Below are 20,250 nucleotides of genomic sequence, written 5' to 3'. Positions count from 1 at the left end.
GCGAAGTGTCCTCGGCCACCGGGCAAGTCAACGAAGTGGCGTTGCGCGTGGTCGCGGCTTCCAACTCGTCGATGTTCAACTCCGACCAGCAAGCCTCGCGCACCAGTAGCGTTGCGGCCGCAATCAATCAGCTCGGCGCCGCAGCCCAGGAAATCGCCCGTAACGCAGCTCAAGCTTCGAGCCAGGCCAGCGATGCCCGCAGCCTGGCCGAAGACGGCCAGCAAGTGGTGGACCGCAGCATCGTGGCGATGAATCAACTGTCGAGCATGCTCAGCGCCTCGAGCACCAACATCGAATCGCTGAACAGCAAAACGGTGAACATCGGGCAGATTCTCGAAGTGATCACCAGCATTTCCCAGCAAACCAATTTGCTCGCACTCAATGCCGCGATCGAAGCCGCCCGTGCCGGTGAAGCCGGTCGGGGTTTTGCCGTGGTGGCGGACGAGGTGCGCAACCTGGCACACCGCACGCAGGAGTCGGCGCAACAGGTGCAAACCATGATCGAGGAGCTGCAAGTCGGTGCCCGGGAATCGGTGAGCACCATGAGCGACAGTCAGCGTCACAGCCAGGACAGTGTGGAAATCGCCAACCTCGCCGGCGAACGTCTGAACAGCGTGACGTTACGCATCGGGGAAATCGACGGCATGAACCAGTCGGTGGCCACCGCGACCGAAGAACAGACCGCCGTGGTGGAGTCGATCAACGTCGACATCACCGAGATCAACACGCTGAACCAGGAAGGCGTGGAAAACCTGCAATCGACCTTGCGCGCGTGCTCGGACCTTGAGCAGCAGGCGGCGCGGTTGAAGCAGTTGGTGGGCAGTTTCAGGATCTGAGGCGCTCTTGCGGGCCCCTTCGCGGGCAAGCCCGCTCCCACATTTGATCTTCAGTGGACACAAACTTTGTGTACGACCGAGATCCACTGTGGGAGCGGGCTTGCCCGCGAAGGCGGCCTGTCAAACGATACATCTCCCCGCTGACACCCCACCCGCACAACCCCAACCGAACATCTATCCTTCATAAAGGTCAACCAAGGGAATACCGGGACCGGAGGATCGTTCATCGTGCATATCGCTGACATCACCATGTTCTACGCCCCTGCCAGCGGTGGCGTGCGCACTTATCTGGATGCAAAGCACCGTCGCCTGGGCATAAAGCCGGGCATTCGTCACAGTCTGCTGATCCCCGGATCGTCCTTGAGCGAACAGGATGGCATCTTCACCGTTCCGGCCCCTGCCCTGCCCTTCGGCAAAGGCTATCGCTTCCCGCTGCGTCTCGCGCCCTGGCGCAATGTCCTGCAGGTTTTGCAACCTGACCTGATCGAGGTCGGCGATCCCTACCTCACCGCCTGGGCAGCGTTGGACGCACGGCGGCAACTCGATGTACCGGTCATAGGTTTCTACCACTCGGACCTGCCGCTGCTGGTCAGCAACCGCATGGGCAACTGGGTGACCAACAACGTCGAGGCCTATGTCAGCAAGCTCTACGGCAACTTCGACCGGGTCCTGGCGCCCAGTCGGGTCATGGCCGACAAACTCACCGGGCTTGGGGTCAGGAATGTGTTCGTGCAACCGCTGGGTGTCGACCTGCAAACCTTCAATCCCGATGTCAGGGACCCCGGACTGCGGGCCGAGTTGGGCCTGGACGACAACACCCGGCTGCTGATCTTCGCCGGGCGCGGTTCCAAGGAAAAAAACCTGCCAGTGTTGCTCGACTGCATGAAACGCTTGGGCCGACGCTATCACCTGCTGCTGGTTGGCTCATCGATGCCGACGGCCGTGCCGTCCAATGTGACGGTGATCGACCAGTTCTGCCCGGCGCCGCAGGTGGCCCGCCTGATGGCCAGCGCCGACGCATTGCTGCACGCCGGCGATCAGGAAACCTTCGGTCTGGTGATACTCGAAGCCATGGCCAGCGGTATTCCGGTGGTGGCCGTGGCGGCCGGGGCTTTCGAGGAAATCGTCACCGAGGACTGCGGCCGGCTCTGCGCGCCGAACGATCCAGCCGCGATGGCCACCGCTGTTCGGGAACTGTTCGGCTCGGGCAGCGTAGCGCTGGGCCGCCAAGCGCGGTTACATGTCGAACGACATTACGCCTGGGACACGGTGGTCACCAGTTTGCTGTGCCACTACCACGCCGTGCTCGGCAGCCAATGGCCGCTGACAGCCAATGGTTGAGTCCATGAACAGGCCCGCTTTACTGCTGGTGCTGCACGACGTGGCACCACCCACCTGGGCCGATTACCAACCGTTCGTCAAAGCCGTCGACGCCTTGGGGGACGTGCCGATCACCTGGCTGGTGGTTCCGGATTACCACAAACACAACAACCTGGACGCCCATCCGTCGTTTTGCCGCCAGCTCAGTGCCAGGCTCGCCCGGGGCGACGAACTGGCACTGCATGGCTATTTCCATTGCGACGAGGGGCCGATGACCCTCAATCCCCGCGACTGGTTCCTGCGTCGGGTCTACACCCACGAAGGCGAGTTTTATCGTTTGTCTCAAGAAGACGCTCTCGCCCGCCTGCGTTCGGGCATCGAAATGTTCCACCGGCATGACTGGCCGCTGGAAGGGTTCGTCGCCCCGGCCTGGTTGATGAGCCAGGGCACTCGCCAGGCATTGCGCCAACTGCCGCTGAGTTACACCAGCGACTCGCAGCATCTATACCGTTTACCGGATTTCACCGCGATCGAGGCGCCAGGGCTGGTCTGGAGTGCGCGCAGTGCCTGGCGCCGGGGTGTATCGAAGCTTGTCAACGACCGCCGTGAACAACGCTGGGAGCACGCACCGGTGATTCGCCTGGGCTTGCACCCGGTGGACATGCGCCACGAGTTCTCGCACCGATACTGGCTTCGAACCCTTGAGCGCCTGCTCGATAAAGGACGCGTTCCGATGACCAAGTCCCAGTGGCTGGCGCTGCAAAACAACCGAATGGGCTGTGCCGCATGAGTCGCGCCCTGCTATTGCTCGTCGGCCTGCTCGCGGCGGTGCTGATTCCACTGCTGTTGGGCGGCAGCGAAATCGGCTCCCGGCTGAGCGCTTTTCCGCTGCCGTGGCTGTTGATCATGTTCGGCATGATCCTGCTGTGCTGGGGCGTGAACACCCTGCGTTTGCGCCTGTTGTTGGGGGATCAATGCCACAAGGTGGGCCGGCTCAGGAGCCTTGGCGTGGTGATGGCCGCCGAATTTGCCTACTGTGCCACGCCAGGCGGCAGCGGCGGGCCGCTGACGATCATGGCGTTGCTGGCGCGTCACGGCGTGCGTCCGGCCAGGGGCAGTGCCGTGTTTGCCATGGACCAACTGAGCGACTTGCTGTTTTTCCTCTGCGCCCTGAGCGGGATCCTTGTTTACGCCCTGTTCCAGCACCTCAGCCAGCGCATGGAATGGATGCTGATGGTCAGCGCTGTCTCGCTGTTCGGCGGCTTGATTACCTGCGCCATGGTCGCCCGCTATCACCGCTCGTTGATTCGCCTGAGCGGTCGATGGCTCGCCCGAGTCAATGTCAAGGCGGCCACGCGAATGCGCTGGGCGCGCAAGCTCCTGCAGTTTCTGGCGGCGTTTACCGACACGCTGAAATTGCCCGCGCAGACCTTGATCAAGGTATTCGTCCTGACTTGTGTGCATTGGCTCCTGCGCTACAGCGTGCTCTATCTGGCGTTGCGCGGACTCGGCGCGGATTTGCAGTGGGCCTGGAGTTTTCTGATCCAGATGCTGGCGCTCAGCGCCGGGCAATTCAGCCTTCTGCCGGGCGGAGCCGGGGCGGCGGAGCTGACGTCGGCAGCGCTATTGGCCCCCATGGTCGGGAAATCCACGGCAGCCGCGGCGATTCTGATCTGGCGGGCGGTGACGTATTACTTCTACTTGCTGGTCGGTGGGCCGGTGTTTTTGCTGATGCTGGGGCGGCCGCTGCTGATGAAATTGATGAAAATCAGGCAGGCCTGAAAAGATCGCAGCCTGCGGCAGCTCCTACATGATGGCACGCATTCCCCCTGTAGGAGCTGCCGCAGGCTGCGATCTTTTTAATTCGTCAGACTCCTGCTGCAGCTGCTCCCACAACTCGGCCGCCCCCGGAAACTCCGTACCGTCTTCAGGCCCCATGTCATCCGGGTCGTAGCGGCTCAGGCAACCCTCGCCCAGCGTGGCGGGCGCCCTGGATGTGGCTTTGTCCAGTGGATCGGCCATGGTCATGTCCTCGGTGCAGAAACGGCGAAGGGCCTGGAGCGATTGAACGCCCAGGCCCTTCGAATTTCAACCGCGTCGTGCGTCTATCAGAAGACGACGGTCTTGTTGCCGTGCACCAGCACCCGGTCTTCCAGGTGATAACGCAGGCCACGGGCCAGCACCATCTTCTCGACATCACGGCCGAAACGCACCATGTCTTCGATGCTGTCGCTGTGGCTGACACGCACCACGTCCTGCTCGATGATCGGGCCGGCATCCAGCTCTTCGGTCACATAGTGGCAAGTCGCGCCGATCAGCTTCACTCCGCGCAGGGAGGCCTGGTGATACGGCTTGGCACCGACGAACGACGGCAGGAAGCTGTGGTGAATGTTGATCACCTTGTGCGCGTACTCGCTGCACAACTCGGGCGGCAGGATTTGCATGTAACGGGCCAGCACCACCACTTCGGCGTCGTGCTGTTTGACCAGACGCGATACCTCGGCGAAAGCCGGCTGCTTGTCCTGGGGATTGACCGGGACGTGGTAGTACGGAATGCCGTGCCACTCCACCATGCTGCGCAAGTCATCATGGTTGGAAATCACACAGGAGATTTCGCAGTCCAGTTCATCGCTGTGCCAGCGATGCAGCAAGTCGGCCAGACAGTGCGACTCGCGGCTGGCCATCAGCACCACACGCTTCTTTTGTTCGGTATCGGTGATGCGCCAGTCCATCGAGAACTCTTCGGCGATCGGGGCAAAGGCTTCGCGCAACGCTTCGATACCAAATGGCAGGGAGTCGGCACGGATTTCGTGACGCATGAAGAACCAGCCACTGAGATTGTCCGAGTGATGGCTCGCTTCAGTGATCCAACCGTTGTGTGATGCCAGAAAGTTACTGACTTTGGCAACGATGCCAACACGGTCCGGGCAAGAAATCACCAGACGAAAAGTGCGCATGAGGGGGAAACTCCAGAACTTCGCAAAGGCCGCCATTCTAGCGATTGCGCAGCAAAACTGCAGTATTGTTGACGTTTCGCCCTGCCGGAAGGTCGATGCGGCTGGACGGTCAACACCCGTGCCGGTTCGTCCGGATGCTCTAGCGGTGCCGGGCAATTGTTAAATTATGTATATCTGACGGACCGGGATCACACTAATAACGGCATTACCAATGTGCGCCCAAGACACGGCAACTAAATTAAATAAAGTTGGCTTATATGTTTACTTGATGAAACACCGTGACTATTATTGCCGCACTGTCACCTGCCATCCAGCGTACAACATAAGGTAGTTCCCATGTCCTTGATCAACGAATATCGCGCCACCGAAGAAGCTATCAAAGAGCTGCAAGCCCGTTTGAAGAACCTGTCCCAAGACGACAAACTGCAAACCGAGCTGGAATTCGAAGGCAAACTGCGCACCTTGATGGGTGAATACTCCAAGTCCCTGCGTGACATCATCGCGCTGTTGGATCCAGAGTCGAAAACCAAGGCACCACGCGGTGGTGCAGTGAAAACTACCGGCACCAAGCGTGCTCGCAAAGTTAAACAATACAAAAACCCGCACAACGGCGAAGTCATCGAAACCAAAGGTGGCAACCACAAGACTCTGAAAGAGTGGAAAGCCAAGTGGGGCGGTGACGTGGTAGAAGGCTGGGCTACCCTGCTGGGCTAAGCCTCAGAGCTTGTCGCAGATGGATCCGTGACAAAAAAAGAACGCCAGCAAATGCTGGCGTTTTTTTATGCGCGGTGTTTAAGCACCGGCAGGTTCGATTTCAAAGATGGAAACGCTGACGCAGTCCCTGGACATAATCCTGCCACTCACCGAGCACCCCCTGCTGAAACGGAGTGGCACTAACGCTCAATTGGGCCGCGGCCTCTAGAAAACTTTCGAGGGTATTTGGCGCCCCCCATCCGGGGTCTGACAAACGCTTCTGACAGAATATTCGCCAGCGCTCTTGCTCCTCGGCATTCAACGTATCGGGAAAGTTGCGTGCGCGATATCGAAACAATAATTCAGGCAAGCGTTCGTCATCGAAAGGCCACTGCTCTTGTGCCAACTGCATCGGGTCAACGGTTCTGACTTGTTCGCACAAGCGCCGATCCCGATCACCGATGAATCCATCGTATAACTGTTGCTCCGGATCCTCACTCTGGGAAAATTCTTCGCGGGCATAAATTGCCAGGATTTTATCCAGCCAAACTTTCCGCGCGTCATTTAGCCGCAGCACTCGCTGCTGATACAGCGCCATGTCCAGACCCAGGCGCTGCTGATCCTCCTGGCGAAGTACCGACAACGGGGCCACTACCGGGCACTTGTTGATATGAATCAACTTCAACGGCACCGGCAATTCCCCCTCGGCCAGTTCGTCGCGGCGGGTATACAAGCGCTGACGCAAACTTTCGGCATCCAGATCGAGCAGGCCCTGGGGATCGAGGTGCAGGTCACAGACAATCAGGGCGTTCTTGTTGCGCGGGTGCCAGGCCAGCGGCAACACCACCCCCACATAGCTGCGCGCCGCCGAAAAGCGCCCGGAAACATGCACCAGCGGTTGCAGCAGGCGTATCTGGTCCATGACTTTCTGCTTGCTGCGCAGTTGAAACAGCCAGGCGTAGAGCTTTGGTTGTTTCTCCCGAATGAGGCGCGCCAGGGCAATCGTCGCGCGAACGTCCGACAGCGCCTCGTGGGCATTGCCATGATCGATGCCGTTGGCCGCGGTCAGGCGTTCGAGCTTGAGCGTGACCCGCCCTTCGTCGTCCGTCGGCCATTGCAGGCCATCGGGACGCAAGGCATAAGCGGCGCGCACCACATCGATCAGGTCCCAGCGGCTGTTGCCGCCCTGCCATTCCCGCGCATAAGGATCGAAAAAGTTTCGGTACAGGCTGTAGCGGGTCATCTCGTCATCGAAACGCAGCGTGTTGTACCCCGCGCCACAGGTGCCCGGTGCCGCGAGCTGGGCATGCACCCGTGTCATGAAATCGGCTTCGCTCAAGCCCTGCGCCTGCAGTTGCCCGGGCGTGATTCCCGTGATCGCACACGCGGCCGGGTGCGGCAGGATGTCGTCGCTGGGCTGGCAGTAAAGATTGACCGGCTCGTCGATTTCATTGAGATCGACGTCGGTGCGCAGGCCGGCCATTTGCAACGGACGGTCGCAACGGGGATTGATGCCAGTGGTTTCGTAGTCGTACCAGAAGATGGAGGTCACGGGCGATTCCTGAACTGAAGATCGGCAAAGTCTAGGCGTTCACCTCCCGCCACGGCCAGTAGTCTTGTCATTCCAGCAGCTTGCCCGGCTCACCATGCAATACATAGTTATGTCGTTTCCCCCCGTATAGGCTGCTAGCATCGAATGGATACACAATCCCGATCCAGGCCACATCATCAGGTTGCCCATGCTCGAGACCACAGCACAGCCACGGAATGCTCCGCTGTCACCGCCACTGGACACGCGGTACCAGGTCGAAACGCCGGAGGGCGTCGACCTGCCACTGCGCCCGGCCGGGTTGATGGTTCGTGCGCTGGCGTTCGCCTTCGATCTTGGTTTGCGCGGCCTGGTCCTCGGTGTGCTGTTCATTGCGCTGGCGATGCTCGGCAAATTGGGCGCCGGGCTCGGGTCGATCCTGCTGTTCGTGGTGAGTTGGTGGTACATGGTGCTGTTCGAGGTGCTCAACCAGGGTCGCTCGCCGGGCAAGCAATGGATGGGGCTGCGGGTGGTGCACGACGATGGCACACCGGTCGGCTGGTCCGCGTCGCTGCTGCGCAACCTGCTGCGCGTTGTCGACCTGCTCCCCTTCGGTTACTTCCTCGGGGCCATCAGTTGCCTGCAACACCCCCACTTCAAGCGCCTTGGCGATATCGCCGCCGGGACCCTGGTGATCTACCGCGAACACTCGCACAGCCGCCCCGAACTCCCCGAAGCCCAGCCCCGCCGCACGGCATTTGCCCTGACGCTCAGCGAGCAACGGGCCATTCTCGGGTTTGCCGAACGCCAGGGCGAACTCTCCCGGGCGCGGGCCGATGAACTGGCCGCCATTCTCGCCCAACCCTTGCAAGTCCCGACCCCGCAGGCGGTGACCGAGCTCAACGGCATCGCCCGCGGCTTGTTGGGGCCAACATGAAGCAAAGCCTTTTCGAACGTCGGCACAAGGCCGAGTGGGAACGTTTCTCTGGGCTGCTCGAGCAATTGGAACGGGACGGCAAGGCCACCGACGCTGGTAGTTTCCCGAAGGATTACCGACGCCTCTGCCAGCACCTGGCACTGGCACGGGAGCGTGGCTACAGCAGTTTTCTGATCGATTCGTTGCAGCAACAGGTGCTGCGCGGGCATCAACAGCTTTACCGTCACCGCAGTCGCCTGAGGGCCAATGCGCTGGCTTTCGTCCTCGCGGATTTCCCGCGCCTGGTGCGCGAACAGTGGCGTTTCGTGCTCGCCGCCAGCCTGATGTTCTTTGTCAGCCTGGCCGGTTTCGCGCTGCTGGTGTACCTGTTCCCGGACCTGATCTACAACCTGATCCCCGCCGAGCAGGTAAGCGAAATGCAAAGCATGTACGACCCCGTTGCCGGTCACCTCGGGCGCACGGCGGAACGGGCCGCCAGTGAAGACTGGGTGATGTTCGGTTACTACATCATGCACAACATCGGCATTGCCTTTCAGACCTTCGCCAGCGGTTTGCTGTTTGGCCTGGGCAGCGTGTTCTTCCTGATTTTCAACGGCCTGATGATTGGTGCGGTGGCCGGGCACCTGACCTACGTCGGCTACGGGCAGACCTTCTGGTCATTCGTGATCGGCCATGGCGCCTTCGAACTCAGCGCCATCGCCCTGGCGGGCGCCGCCGGTCTGAAGCTGGGCTGGGCGTTGGTCGCCCCCGGGCGCCTGCCCCGTGCCGAGTCCTTGCGATTGGCGGCGCGCAAGAGCGTGCTGCTGATCTGCGGGGTCATGCTGTTTCTGTTGATCGCGGCGTTTATCGAAGCCTACTGGTCATCGATGACTCGCCCGTCGCCCCAGACCAAGTACCTGGTCGGCGCGGCGCTCTGGTTGCTGGTGCTGGTTTATCTCGTGTTCGCCGGACGTCGCCGCCATGCGCCTGAATGACGCCAGCGTGGTCATTCGCCCGCGCTCGACCTGGGAAGCCATGGACCTCGGCGTGCTCCTGAGCCAGCGCCACCGACGCCTGCTGATGACCAGTTGGGCGTTGCTCACGTTGCCGGTATTCGCGTTGCTCTGTTGGGGGCTCTGGGACTCGCCTTCTCTCGCCGTGTTGATTTTCTGGTGGCTGAAACCGGCATTCGACCGCTTGCCGTTATACATCCTGTCCAAAGCCATGTTCGGCGAAACCCCCACACTCAAACAGGCCCTGCGGCAATGGCCGCGGCTGCTCAAAGGGCAATTGCTGGCCAGCCTGACCTGGCGACGCCTGAGTCTGCAGCGCAGTTTCGTGATGCCGGTGGCGCAACTCGAAGGCCTCGACGGACAACAACGCCAGCAGCGTTTAGAGGTGCTGCTGCAGCGGGACGCCGGCGCCGCACGCTGGCTGACGATCATCGGCGCGCACCTGGAAGGCGCGCTGTGGATCGGCTTGATGGTGCTGTTCTATCTGCTGTTGCCACAACAGGTCGCGCTGGACTGGAGCTGGCAGTCGCTGATCTCTGCGGCCACCCAGGACTGGCGCTGGCTGGAACACCTGACCAACCTGTTTTATGCACTGGTGCTGGTGGTCTGGGAGCCGATCTATGTCGCCTGCGGTTTCAGCCTTTATCTGAACCGGCGCACCGTGCTGGAGGCCTGGGACATCGAACTGGTGTTCCGCCGGATGCGCCAGCGCCTGATCAGTGCGAGCAGCGTGCTGTTGATCGCCGTGCTGTTGCTGATGTCACCGACACACAGCGTGTGGGCCGCCGAACCGGCCATTTCACCCGACAGCCCGCGCCTGCTGGACCAGCCCCTGAACACCCAGGTCGCCAGGGACAGCATCAAGACGATCCTCGAACAGCCGCCCTTCAAGAACCGGGAAGCGGTGACACGCTATCGCTTCAGCGAAGACCCGGGGGGCGCTGATGCATCGGGCGACGGGCAGACACCGCAATGGCTGAAGTCCCTGTTGCAGCTGTTTGAGGGGCAGCACTTCAGAGCCTTGGCGAACCTGATTGAAATCGCGCTGTGGGGCATCGTCATCGGTGCTGTCGGCCTGTTGATCTGGCGCTATCGCGACTGGGTGCAGGCGTTCGTCAGCCGGCGACCGCCCCTCGGCGCCCAAGCCGTGCGCCCCTTGCCGCAGCAGGCGTTTGGCCTGGACCTCAAGCCCGAGTCCCTGCCCGCCGACATTGCCACCCACGCCGAAAGCCTCTGGCAGAGCCATCCGCGCGAAGCCCTCGGCTTGCTCTATCGCGCCCTGCTCAGCCGCCTGTCACACGACTTCAACATCGCGCTCGAGGCCGCCGACACTGAAGGACAGGTGCTGCAGCGCATCGAGCAATTACAGCAACCGGCCTTGCTGGCCTACAGCAAAAGCCTGACCGGGCACTGGCAAGGCATGGCCTACGGTCACCGCCTGCCCCACGAACAGGTGCGACAGGAACTGTGTGACGGCTGGCGCGTGTTGTTCGATCCGGAGGCGCTCCATTGAATCGGCACCGGGGGACGATCGCCATTGCGCTGCTCGCCGTGCTGGTGGCGGCGCTGGGTGTTTATCTGTACCTCAAGGCGAGCCCTTATCAGGTCGAAATCGACCACGGCCCTTCTCCCGAAGCCAGGGCCAACCCTTACCTGGCGGCGCAGCTGTTCCTGCGTCGGCAAGGCCTGAGTGTCGATCACGCCAACGGCCTGGACATCCTGCCCAGTCTCGATCCGCATCGACACAGCCTGTTATTGCTCGGGGACCGCTACAACATGACGCCACGGCAGATCGATCAGGTGATGAACTGGACCCGGGCCGGTGGGCGGCTGCTGTTCGTCGCCGAGTCGTTGTGGGATGAAAAACTCGGCCACAGCAATGACCTGCTGCTTGACCGGGTACAACTGCGCCAGTCTTTGAGCAAAGACCTCAAGGAGCCGCCACCGGATGTCGGTGACGATCCTTACCCACAACTGACCAAGCTCTATCTGGAAGACGAAGACGCCCCGGCCTATGCCGGTTTCGATACCGCCTTCCATCTCGAGGACCCGAAAAACCTCGCCCAGGCCTGGGCCAACAGCGCCAGGGCAACGCACATGATGCAACTCGATTACGGACTCGGTTCGATCATCGTGGTCACCGATGCCGACCTGTGGAAAACCCCGGCCGTCGAGCAATACGACAACGCCTGGCTGCTCTGGTACCTGACCGCCGACACCCGCGTGACGCTGATCTTCAACACCGATCACGACAGCCTGCCGACCTTGCTGCTGCGTTACTTCCCCCAGGCGCTGGTCGCGTTGTTCGCCTTGATCGTCCTGGGTTTCTGGCACTTTGGCGTGCGTCAGGGGCCGTTGCTGGAGCCGGAACCGAAAGCACGCCGGCAACTGCAGGAGCATCTGCGCGCCAGTGCCGACTTCCTGTTGCGCCACAACGGTCAAGCCGGCCTCCTGCAAGCCTTGCAGCAAGACATCCTGCGGCGCGTGCGACGTCGCCATCCCGGCTTTGAACAACTTGCCGTCGCCGAACAATGGTTGGTGCTCGCACGCCTGACCGGCCAACCCACACGCGCTATCAGCCAGGCCATGAGCCCGCGTCCGAACCAACGGCTTTCCAGCGTTGAATTCAGCCGTCAGGTCGCCCACCTGCAATCCCTGAGGAATGCCTTATGAGTCAACCGATCGAACCCGACGCAGCGAGCCATGCCGCTCAACAACGTCAGCGTGCCGGCCATCTGGCCCAGGCCGTACGCAAGGAATTGCAAAAAGCCGTGATTGGCCAGGACAGCGTGATCGACGACGTGCTGACCGCGCTGATCGCTGGCGGCCACGTATTGCTCGAAGGCGTGCCGGGGCTGGGCAAGACCCTGTTGGTACGCGCCCTCGCCCGCTGCTTCGGCGGTGAGTTCGCGCGCATCCAGTTCACTCCGGACCTGATGCCCAGCGACGTCACCGGGCACGCGGTGTATGACTTGCAGACCGAGCAATTCAAACTGCGCAAGGGGCCGCTGTTCACCAACCTGCTACTGGCCGACGAGATCAACCGCGCCCCGGCGAAAACCCAGGCGGCGCTGCTCGAAGCCATGCAGGAACGGCAAGTCACCCTCGAAGGCCAGCCATTGCCGATCGCGCAACCCTTCATGGTGCTCGCCACGCAGAACCCGATCGAGCAGGAAGGCACTTACCCGCTGCCGGAAGCCGAACTGGATCGCTTCATGCTCAAGGTGCGCATGGATTACCCGGACGCCGAGCAAGAGCTGGACATGGTCCGTCAGGTCAGCCGCTCGACCCGGGCCGACATGCTCGATGTCCAACCGATGCGCACCTTGTTGCAAGCCAGGGATGTGCTGGCCCTGCAACGCATCGCCAGTGACCTGGCGCTGGACGATCAGGTGCTCGATTACGCCGTGCGCCTGGCCCGCTCCACCCGCAGCTGGCCCGGACTGATCCTCGGCGCCGGCCCGCGCGCGTCCATCGCGCTGGTACGGTGCGCCCGTGCCCGTGCGCTGCTGCGCGGCGGTGAGTTCGTGATTCCGGACGACATCAAGGGTTGCGCCCTGGCCGTGTTACGTCATCGCGTGCGCATCGCGCCGGAGCTGGACATCGAAGGGCTGGATGTCGATCAGGTGCTCCGGCAGATGCTCGACCAAGTACCGGCGCCGCGGCAGTGAAACCCGTGCAGAAACGAAAAGATCGCAGCCTTCGGCAGCTCCTACAGGTGTACACGATCGTTGTAGGAGCTGCCGCAGGCTGCGATCTTTCAGGTGCCCAATCATGAAGCCCTCGCGCCTGCTCTTGATCTGGTTAACCTCGCTACTGGCCATCGGCATCGTGCTCGGCAGTCTGCAGGCACTGGAGCTGGCGATGCCGGCGAGCGTCACGCAGATCAATTGGGGACTGCTCCTGGCATTGCTGGTCCTGGCCCTGCTCGATGCCTTTCGGCTGAAGCGACTACCCTCGCCCCGGCTGAGCCGTGAGATACCCGGCAGTCTGGCCCTCGGTCGCTGGAGCGATGTGCAACTGATCCTTGAGCACGACTTTTCACAACCGCTGAGCGTACAGATCTTCGACCATGTCCCCTCGGGCCTGGACTTCGAACACCTGCCGCTGACTGTCCAATTGCAACCGGGCCAGCACAGCCGAATCGACTACCGGCTACGTCCGCTCAAGCGCGGACACTTCAGTTTTGAGCACTGCGAAATCAACCTGCCGAGCCCATTGGGTTTGTGGTCCGACACACGCATTCTCGATGTCGCGGACCACACCCGCGTCTATCCCGACTTCGCCCGCCTCTATGGCGGCCAGTTACTGGCTGTGGATAACTGGCTCAGCCAACTCGGTGTACGCCAACGCCAGCGTCGAGGCCTGGGTCTGGAGTTTCATCAGCTACGGGAGTTTCGCGAAGGCGACAGCCTGCGTCAGATCGACTGGAAAGCCACCGCCCGCCAGCGCTCACCCATAGCCCGAGAGTATCAGGACGAACGCGACCAGCAGATCATCTTCATGCTCGACTGCGGCCGGCACATGCGCAGCCAGGACGGCGAGCTGTCGCACTTCGACCATGCGCTTAATGCCTGCTTGCTGCTCAGCTACGTCGCGCTACGTCAGGGCGATGCGGTGGGCCTGAGTACCTTTGCCAGCGAACAGCCGCGCTATCTTGCGCCGGTAAAAGGCACCAGCCATCTCAACACACTGCTCAATAGCGTCTATGACTTGAACAGCAGCCAACGCAGCGCCGACTACCAAGCCGCCACTACGCAACTGCTGGCACGGCAAAAACGCCGGGCACTGGTGGTGCTGGTGACCAACCTGCGCGAAGAGGACGACGCTGAGTTGCTCCCGGCGGTCAAGCGCCTGAGCCAGCAGCACCAGGTGCTGGTCGCGAGCCTTCGCGAGGACGTGCTCGACACCCTGCGTCAGTCACCGGTACAGACCTTGCCCGAGGCGCTGGCCTATTGCGGGACCGTGGACTACCTCAATGCACGCGCCGAACTCCATGAGCGTTTGAACGCCCATGGAGTGTTGGTGATGGATGCGTTACCCGGCGAGTTGGGGGCGGCGTTGGTGACGCGGTATCTGGGCTGGAAAAGAGCTTGAGCCTGAGTGACCTCAAGCCGAAGCCGGCAACGACTGAAAACTGAAGTACTGCTTCAACGCCCTCACCAATTGCCCATACTCCGGCGGTGCCCGTTGCAGGCTGAAACCGGCGTCGTAATGTTGGGGGGTCGCGTCTTCGTGGCACCACAGGCAACAGGCCTGCAGGTCGATGATCCGCTGGCCGCCTTCGGTGGCTGGTATTTTCAGGCGCAGGTTGAAGTCCGCGCCGATCATCATCGGCAGCTGGCTGATCAGCATCAGCCCGTCTTCGGAGACATTGCCCAGGTAGCCGATGGGTTTGCCGGTGATGCCGTTGAACACTTTCAGGAAATACGGCAGTTGATGCCGCTCGATTCGGCGGTCGGTGAACATGTGCGTTTTCGCTATGCAAGGCTCTTAAGCAGAGCCGCACTACTGCTTCGGAACGGGTGCGCATTGAGTAGTGGCCCGCTCTCCCCGTTCCCGGTGCGCCAGTCCTTACGGCGCTGAGTCCTGCTTATGCCGGTCACAGGTGTTGCCCCGGTTCAGAGGCAAGGCTCTAGAACCGGTTCCTTGGACTATAGCTCACCGCCGCCGGGGAGCCAGCGATGGACTGCCCGCCGGCCATCAGAACTGCGTCGGTTTTACCGCCGCGGCACTGCGCAGCGGGTAGTGGCCCAGGCTCTGCAAGGTTTCCAGGCGGGCACGGGCGCGGTAGGCGTATTCGCTTTGCGGATAGGCGGCAATAATGAACTGGTAGGTCTGGGCCGCGTCGATAAACATCTTCTGCCGCTCCAGGCACTGGCCGCGCATCATCGACACTTCCGGCCACACGTAAGGCCGCGCGCGGCTGTCGCGTTCGACCTTGGACAGTTCGAGCATCACCTGCTCGCAATTGCCCCGGTCATAGGCGCTGTAGGCATTGTTCAAGTGATGGTTCATTGCCCAACGGGTGCAGCCCGTGGCACTGAGGGCGCCGACGGCAAGGGCAGCAATGAGTACGAATCGCATGGGGATCTCCTGTCTTGAACGCTGTATCGACCCGTGGGCGGAAATCTTCAGGCTGCCTGGCGCAAAGTTGTCAGGTTCAATAAAGAAAGAAAAAAGTAGTGCATACGAACAATGACTACACCTTCGGAGCATAGTAGCCTCACTCAGCGCTTGAACTCAGGAGTCTTTGCATGTCCGTCCGTCGTACCAAAATCGTCGCCACCCTTGGCCCGGCCAGTAACTCGCCGGAAGTTCTCGAACAGCTGATTCTGGCTGGCCTGGACGTCGCCCGCCTGAACTTCTCCCACGGCACCCCCGACGAGCACAAGGCTCGCGCGAAGCTGGTGCGTGATCTGGCCGCCAAGCACGGCCGCTTCGTCGCCCTGCTGGGTGACCTGCAAGGCCCGAAAATCCGTATCGCCAAGTTCGCCAACAAGAAGATCGAGCTGAAGATCGGTGATCAATTCACCTTCTCCACCAGCCATCCCCTGACCGAAGGCAACCAGCAAGTGGTCGGCATCGACTACCCGGACCTGGTCAAGGACTGCGGCGTAGGTGACGAGCTGCTGCTCGACGACGGCCGCGTGGTGATGCGCGTCGATACCGCCACCACCACCGAACTGAACTGCACCGTGACCATCGGCGGCCCGCTGTCCGACCACAAAGGCATCAACCGTCGCGGTGGCGGCCTGACCGCTCCGGCCCTGACTGAAAAAGACAAGGCCGACATCAAGCTCGCTGCGGAAATGGAAGTCGACTACCTCGCGGTGTCTTTCCCGCGTGACGCCGCCGATATGGAGTACGCCCGTCAACTGCGCGACGAAGCCGGCGGCACTGCCTGGCTGGTGGCGAAGATTGAACGCGCCGAAGCCGTGGCCGATGACGAAACCCTCGACGGCCTGATCAAGGCATCCGACGCGGTGATGGTTGCCCGTGGTGACCTGGGTGTGGAAATCGGCGACGCCGAACTGGTGGGCATCCAGAAGAAGATCATTCTGCACGCACGCCGCCACAACAAGGCAGTGATCGTCGCGACCCAGATGATGGAGTCGATGATCCAGAACCCGATGCCGACCCGAGCCGAAGTGTCCGACGTGGCCAACGCCGTGCTCGACTACACCGACGCCGTGATGCTCTCGGCCGAAAGTGCCGCAGGCCTGTACCCGCTGGAAGCCGTTCAGGCCATGGCGCGTATCTGTGTCGGTGCCGAAAAGCACCCGACCAGCAAGACCTCCAGCCACCGCATCGGCAAGGAGTTCCAGCGCTGCGACGAGAGCATTGCGCTGGCGACCATGTACACCGCCAACCACTTCCCGGGCGTGAAGGCGATCATCGCCCTGACCGAAAGTGGCTACACCCCGCTGATCATGTCGCGTATCCGTTCCTCGGTGCCGATCTACGCGTTCACCCCGCACCGCGAAGCCCAGGCTCGCGCGGCGATGTTCCGTGGCGTGTACACCATCCCGTTCGACCCGGCTTCGCTGGCGCCGAACGAAGTCAGCCAGAAGGCGATCGACGAGCTGGTCAAGCGCGGCGTAGTACAGAAAGGCGACTGGGTCATCCTGACCAAGGGTGACAGCTACCACACCACCGGCGGCACCAACGGCATGAAGATCCTGCACGTTGGCGACCCGATGGTCTGAGTGACCGGTTGCTGAAAAACAAAGCCCCGCCATGTGAATGGCGGGGCTTTTTTATGTTTTGAACATCAAAAGATCGCAGCCTGTGGCAGCTCCTACATGGAATGCGTACCCCTGTAGGAGCTGCCGCAGGCTGCGATCTTTTCAAATTCAATGCCGCTTGATGAACCCGGTCAACGCTGCCAACGCTTCCGGCGAACGCAACCGCTGGGTAAACAACGCACCCTCTTCTTCAATCACCTTGCGCAACAGTTCCCGATCCGGCGCTTTCATCAGTTGCTTGCTGATCCGCACCGCTTCCGGCGGCAGCGACTCAAAGCGCAAGGCCATCTCCCGCCCCTTGGCCAGGGCCTCTTCGCCACTGCCCAAGGCTTCATTGGCAATGCCCCAGGCAGCCGCCTGTTCACCGCTGAAACCTTCGCCCAGCAGCAACAACTCCGCTGCTTTGGCCTGCCCGAGCAAGCGCGGCAGGATCAGGCTGGAACCGAACTCAGGGCATAACCCGAGATTGACGAACGGCATGCGCAGGCGCGCATCGCGGCTGACGTAGACCAGATCGCAATGCAGCAGCATCGTCGTGCCAATGCCCACCGCCGCCCCGGCCACAGCGGCGATCACCGGTTTGCGACATTCGAGCAGATTGAGCATGAACTGGAACACCGGGCTATCGAGGCCGGTCGGCGGTTGCTGGATGAAATCGGCGATGTCGTTTCCGGCGGTGAAGCATTCGGCGGAACCGCTGATCAGTACGGCATTGATCCCGGGGTCGCTGTCGGCCTGTTTCAACGCTTCGGCCAGTTGGCTGTACATGGCGCGAGTCAGGGCGTTTTTCTTGTCCGGGCGATTCAGGCGCAGGGTCAACAGGCCGCGTTCGCGTTCAACTTGGATGGCATCGGTCATGGCAGGTCTCAGCGGTGCGAGGTCAGAAGATTTCATTGTGGCGAGCGAGCTTGCTCGCGCCGGGCTGCGCAGCGGTCCAAAAGACCTGTGAGCGCTGCGCATTCAAGCGCGAGCAAGCTCGCTCGCCACAACAGCGGATTCAGCGCTCAACCACGAGGCAGGAACACATCGGCCAGCAGTTGATTGCGCGGCAGTCCCGCCAGGTACAGGCGCCGGGCAAAGGCATCGACACTGTCGGGGGCTCCGCAGAGTAAGGCCAGGGTTTGCCGGGAAACAAGCCGCAGTTGCGCCAAAGCCGCTGGCAACTCGGCCGGGGTCCAGAGTTCGACACTCAGGTTCGGACGGCTGGCGACCATGGCCTGCAGAGGCTTGGCCAGGTAGTGCTCATCGGCATCATGGGCCAGGTGAATGACACGGATGGCGCCCTGGTGATCCTGGCGCAGCGCTTCGCGCAACACACCAAACAACGGCCCCAACCCGGTGCCGGCCGCCAGCAACCACAATGGCCGGGCGTGCCAGTCCGGATCGTAATGCAAGGCACCGCCGCGCAATTCACCGAGGCGAATCGGATCGCCGATACGCATTTGCCGGGCGGCATCGCTGAATTCCCCAGGCTGGCGGCAATCGAGATGAAACTCGAGAAAACGGTCTTCCTGCGGCAGGCTGGCGAGGGAATACGGCCGCGCCACGTTGCCCGCCCACAACACCAGGTGCTGGCCGGCGCTGTAGCGCAACGGTCGCTGCGCGCTCACCCGCAAGCGCAGCACCGTGGTGCTCAGCCAATCGACCGCGGCGACCTCGGCCGGTTGACCATCGACCTGCGGGTCGAAGGCGTGCACCTGCAAGTCCTCGACCACCTGGCACTGGCACGCCAGACGCCAACCCTGTTCTCGCTGCTGCGCACTCAGGGCATCCGGCCGGCTGTCGCTCGGCAGGCCCTGCACACACTGCACCAGGCACGCATGGCAACTGCCGGCGCGGCAACTGTAAGGCACCGGCACGCCGTTCTGATTCAGCGCGTCGAGCAGATTGCTGCCCACCGCTACCGACCAGAGGCGCTCGCCAACCCGCAACTCAGGCATCGACGTTCTCCCACGCCGCTGCGCATCGGTTGCGGCCGTCACGCTTGGCCCGATAGAGCGCCTGATCGGCCCGTTGCAGCGCGTCATCGAGGTCGCAGCCCAGCTCCAGCAGGGTCATGCCGGCGGACAGGCTGAGATTGCGCACATTCAGACCGATCAACTCGACATCGGTGAAGGCGATGCGCAGCCGTTCGCAGCACGAAGTCAGACTGTCGGCATCGCAATCGGGCAGCAGCACCACGAACTCTTCGCCGCCGTAGCGAGCCAGTACATCGCTGTCACGCAGGCACGCGGTGGCAACGCCGGCAAAGGCTTGCAGTACCTGATCGCCGGCGGCATGCCCGTGCAGATCGTTGATGCGTTTGAAATGGTCGAGGTCGATCAGCGCCAGGCCATGCACGACACCGGCTTCCATGGCGTTCAACTCGCGGGAAGCCAGGCGCAGGAAATGCCGGCGATTGAACAGGCCTGTGAGTTCGTCGGTGGCCACCAGGTCTTCGAGCTGGCGCATCATCCCGCGCAAGGTGTCCTGGTGCGCCTGCAAGGCAAAACGCCGCTGACGCATACGTTGTCGTGAAGCCTGGACGTAGCGGGCATACAACACCAGCCACACCAGCACGATGAACAGCACGCACACCTGCAACACCGCCATGGCTGGGTCGGGCAACTGGAAGTGGTAGCCCTCCCACAGGGTGATCGCACTAAAGCTGAAGAACACCAGCAATGCGCATCGCACAAAGGACCGGCGTGACAGATGGAACAGGCCGAACAGCAGGATAAGGACGTAAAACACCAGGAACGCACCCCGGGCTTCGTCCAGATGGGCGATCAGCCAGGTTTGCCAGCCAAGCCCCAACAACACTTGCGCCTCGGTCAGGCTGGGGTCGGCGAAACGCAGGTTGCAGCCGCTGTAGAACACCGCGAACAGGACGGCCTGGCTGGTCACGACCAGTGCGCTGCCGATGGCGACACTGGAAATCGGTGCATCGTAGTGACCGGTAAAAAACGCCAGCCACAGCAACAGCAATGCCAGGGCATAGGTGCCGGCCGCGAGGGCGAAACGTTTGAGCAACAGGCGCTGGATGGCGTTATGGGTCAATCGTTGACTCACCAAATGAAAGGAGACTGACAGAGCGTCCTACTCTACAGACCGTATGTCACTTTAGTGGCGTGGCCGATAAATGACCATTCAATTTTCGGGAAGACCCGATTCCCCTGTAGGAGCTGCCGCAGGCTGCGATCTTTTGATCTTGATCTTGAAAACAAAATCAAAAGATCGCAGCCTGCGGCAGCTCCTAC

At 61.7% G+C, this 20,250-nt stretch carries 20 protein-coding genes; 12 read left to right on the top strand and 8 right to left on the bottom strand.

All coding sequences use genetic code 11. The annotated features are described in order from the left end of the window. Positions 1 to 71 precede the first annotated feature (71 nt). The 4 genes from AC3WJW_RS18890 to gpgF all read left to right on the top strand — a co-directional run bounded on the left by AC3WJW_RS18890 (position 72) and on the right by gpgF (position 3,938). Entirely contained in the window at positions 72 to 836 is a 765-nt protein-coding gene (locus AC3WJW_RS18890) for a methyl-accepting chemotaxis protein (RefSeq protein ID WP_428608872.1), read from the top strand. A gap of 228 nt (positions 837 to 1,064) precedes the next feature. Further along, the gene (gpgS, locus tag AC3WJW_RS18885; RefSeq protein ID WP_493726973.1) at positions 1,065 to 2,177 is read left to right on the top strand and encodes an N-acetylglucosaminyl phosphatidylglycerol synthase; all 1,113 of its coding nucleotides are present in this window, start codon (positions 1,065 to 1,067) and stop codon (positions 2,175 to 2,177) included. Then, on the top strand, positions 2,170 to 2,946 hold the full coding sequence (gene gpgD / locus AC3WJW_RS18880) for an N-acetylglucosaminyl phosphatidylglycerol deacetylase (protein ID WP_493726972.1): 777 nt from the start codon (positions 2,170 to 2,172) through the stop codon (positions 2,944 to 2,946). The genes gpgS and gpgD overlap by 8 nt, the downstream gene beginning before the upstream one ends. Further along, entirely contained in the window at positions 2,943 to 3,938 is a 996-nt protein-coding gene (gene gpgF, locus AC3WJW_RS18875; protein ID WP_493726971.1) for a glucosaminyl phosphatidylglycerol flippase, read from the top strand. The genes gpgD and gpgF overlap by 4 nt, the downstream gene beginning before the upstream one ends. Before the next feature lie 24 nt (positions 3,939 to 3,962). On the opposite strand, the gene AC3WJW_RS18870 is transcribed toward gpgF, so the two are convergent. Both AC3WJW_RS18870 and purU read right to left on the bottom strand, forming a co-directional pair. After that, the gene (locus AC3WJW_RS18870; protein WP_493726970.1) at positions 3,963 to 4,178 is read right to left on the bottom strand and encodes a hypothetical protein; all 216 of its coding nucleotides are present in this window, start codon (positions 4,176 to 4,178) and stop codon (positions 3,963 to 3,965) included. Positions 4,179 to 4,264: 86 nt separating this feature from the next. Continuing rightward, positions 4,265 to 5,113, bottom strand: coding sequence for a formyltetrahydrofolate deformylase (gene purU / locus AC3WJW_RS18865; RefSeq protein WP_007977367.1), 849 nt, complete (start codon positions 5,111 to 5,113; stop codon positions 4,265 to 4,267). A 336-nt stretch (positions 5,114 to 5,449) separates the two neighbouring features. Between purU and mvaT the strand changes: the two genes are divergently transcribed. Continuing rightward, positions 5,450 to 5,827: a histone-like nucleoid-structuring protein MvaT gene (mvaT, locus tag AC3WJW_RS18860; protein ID WP_007933316.1), complete on the top strand. Its 378-nt coding sequence runs from the start codon at positions 5,450 to 5,452 to the stop codon at positions 5,825 to 5,827. A gap of 100 nt (positions 5,828 to 5,927) precedes the next feature. Here mvaT and sbcB read toward each other — a convergent pair whose 3' ends face one another. Continuing rightward, entirely contained in the window at positions 5,928 to 7,358 is a 1,431-nt protein-coding gene (gene sbcB / locus AC3WJW_RS18855) for an exodeoxyribonuclease I (RefSeq protein ID WP_493726969.1), read from the bottom strand. 187 nt (positions 7,359 to 7,545) lie between these two features. Between sbcB and AC3WJW_RS18850 the strand changes: the two genes are divergently transcribed. The 6 genes from AC3WJW_RS18850 (at position 7,546) to AC3WJW_RS18825 (ending at position 14,360) form a co-directional block, all read left to right on the top strand. Then, positions 7,546 to 8,271 carry an RDD family protein gene (locus AC3WJW_RS18850; protein WP_493726968.1) on the top strand — a complete coding sequence of 242 codons (726 nt, stop codon included), beginning with the start codon at positions 7,546 to 7,548 and terminating at the stop codon, positions 8,269 to 8,271. Continuing rightward, complete coding sequence (locus AC3WJW_RS18845; protein ID WP_493726967.1) at positions 8,268 to 9,245, top strand: stage II sporulation protein M; 978 nt, start codon at positions 8,268 to 8,270, stop codon at positions 9,243 to 9,245. Before AC3WJW_RS18850 ends, AC3WJW_RS18845 begins: the two co-directional genes overlap by 4 nt. After that, complete coding sequence (locus AC3WJW_RS18840; RefSeq protein WP_493726966.1) at positions 9,232 to 10,776, top strand: DUF4129 domain-containing protein; 1,545 nt, start codon at positions 9,232 to 9,234, stop codon at positions 10,774 to 10,776. Before AC3WJW_RS18845 ends, AC3WJW_RS18840 begins: the two co-directional genes overlap by 14 nt. Then, on the top strand, positions 10,773 to 11,936 hold the full coding sequence (locus tag AC3WJW_RS18835; protein WP_493726965.1) for a DUF4350 domain-containing protein: 1,164 nt from the start codon (positions 10,773 to 10,775) through the stop codon (positions 11,934 to 11,936). The genes AC3WJW_RS18840 and AC3WJW_RS18835 overlap by 4 nt, the downstream gene beginning before the upstream one ends. Then, positions 11,933 to 12,934, top strand: a complete 1,002-nt coding sequence (locus AC3WJW_RS18830; protein WP_493726964.1) for an AAA family ATPase — start codon at positions 11,933 to 11,935, stop codon at positions 12,932 to 12,934. The genes AC3WJW_RS18835 and AC3WJW_RS18830 overlap by 4 nt, the downstream gene beginning before the upstream one ends. Before the next feature lie 103 nt (positions 12,935 to 13,037). Next, positions 13,038 to 14,360: a DUF58 domain-containing protein gene (locus AC3WJW_RS18825; protein WP_493726963.1), complete on the top strand. Its 1,323-nt coding sequence runs from the start codon at positions 13,038 to 13,040 to the stop codon at positions 14,358 to 14,360. 12 nt (positions 14,361 to 14,372) lie between these two features. On the opposite strand, the gene AC3WJW_RS18820 is transcribed toward AC3WJW_RS18825, so the two are convergent. Further along, entirely contained in the window at positions 14,373 to 14,732 is a 360-nt protein-coding gene (locus tag AC3WJW_RS18820) for a PilZ domain-containing protein (RefSeq protein ID WP_095965416.1), read from the bottom strand. 234 nt (positions 14,733 to 14,966) lie between these two features. After that, positions 14,967 to 15,350 carry a tetratricopeptide repeat protein gene (locus AC3WJW_RS18815; protein WP_015096630.1) on the bottom strand — a complete coding sequence of 128 codons (384 nt, stop codon included), beginning with the start codon at positions 15,348 to 15,350 and terminating at the stop codon, positions 14,967 to 14,969. 170 nt (positions 15,351 to 15,520) lie between these two features. On the opposite strand from AC3WJW_RS18815, the gene pyk reads away from it, so the two are divergent. Continuing rightward, entirely contained in the window at positions 15,521 to 16,972 is a 1,452-nt protein-coding gene (gene pyk / locus AC3WJW_RS18810) for a pyruvate kinase (protein ID WP_493726962.1), read from the top strand. Between the two features lie 147 nt (positions 16,973 to 17,119). On the opposite strand, the gene AC3WJW_RS18805 is transcribed toward pyk, so the two are convergent. The 3 genes from AC3WJW_RS18805 to AC3WJW_RS18795 all read right to left on the bottom strand — a co-directional run bounded on the left by AC3WJW_RS18805 (position 17,120) and on the right by AC3WJW_RS18795 (position 20,050). Continuing rightward, positions 17,120 to 17,869: an enoyl-CoA hydratase-related protein gene (locus tag AC3WJW_RS18805; protein WP_493726961.1), complete on the bottom strand. Its 750-nt coding sequence runs from the start codon at positions 17,867 to 17,869 to the stop codon at positions 17,120 to 17,122. Positions 17,870 to 18,015: 146 nt separating this feature from the next. After that, entirely contained in the window at positions 18,016 to 18,951 is a 936-nt protein-coding gene (locus AC3WJW_RS18800) for an iron-sulfur-binding ferredoxin reductase (RefSeq protein WP_493726960.1), read from the bottom strand. Continuing rightward, positions 18,944 to 20,050, bottom strand: coding sequence for a GGDEF domain-containing protein (locus AC3WJW_RS18795; RefSeq protein ID WP_493726959.1), 1,107 nt, complete (start codon positions 20,048 to 20,050; stop codon positions 18,944 to 18,946). The genes AC3WJW_RS18800 and AC3WJW_RS18795 overlap by 8 nt, the downstream gene beginning before the upstream one ends. Positions 20,051 to 20,250: the final 200 nt, after the last annotated feature.

The sequence above is a fragment of the Pseudomonas sp. GW821-FHT07G06 genome (genome assembly GCF_058986625.1).
This window is presented reverse-complemented; position numbering and strand designations above follow the sequence as displayed.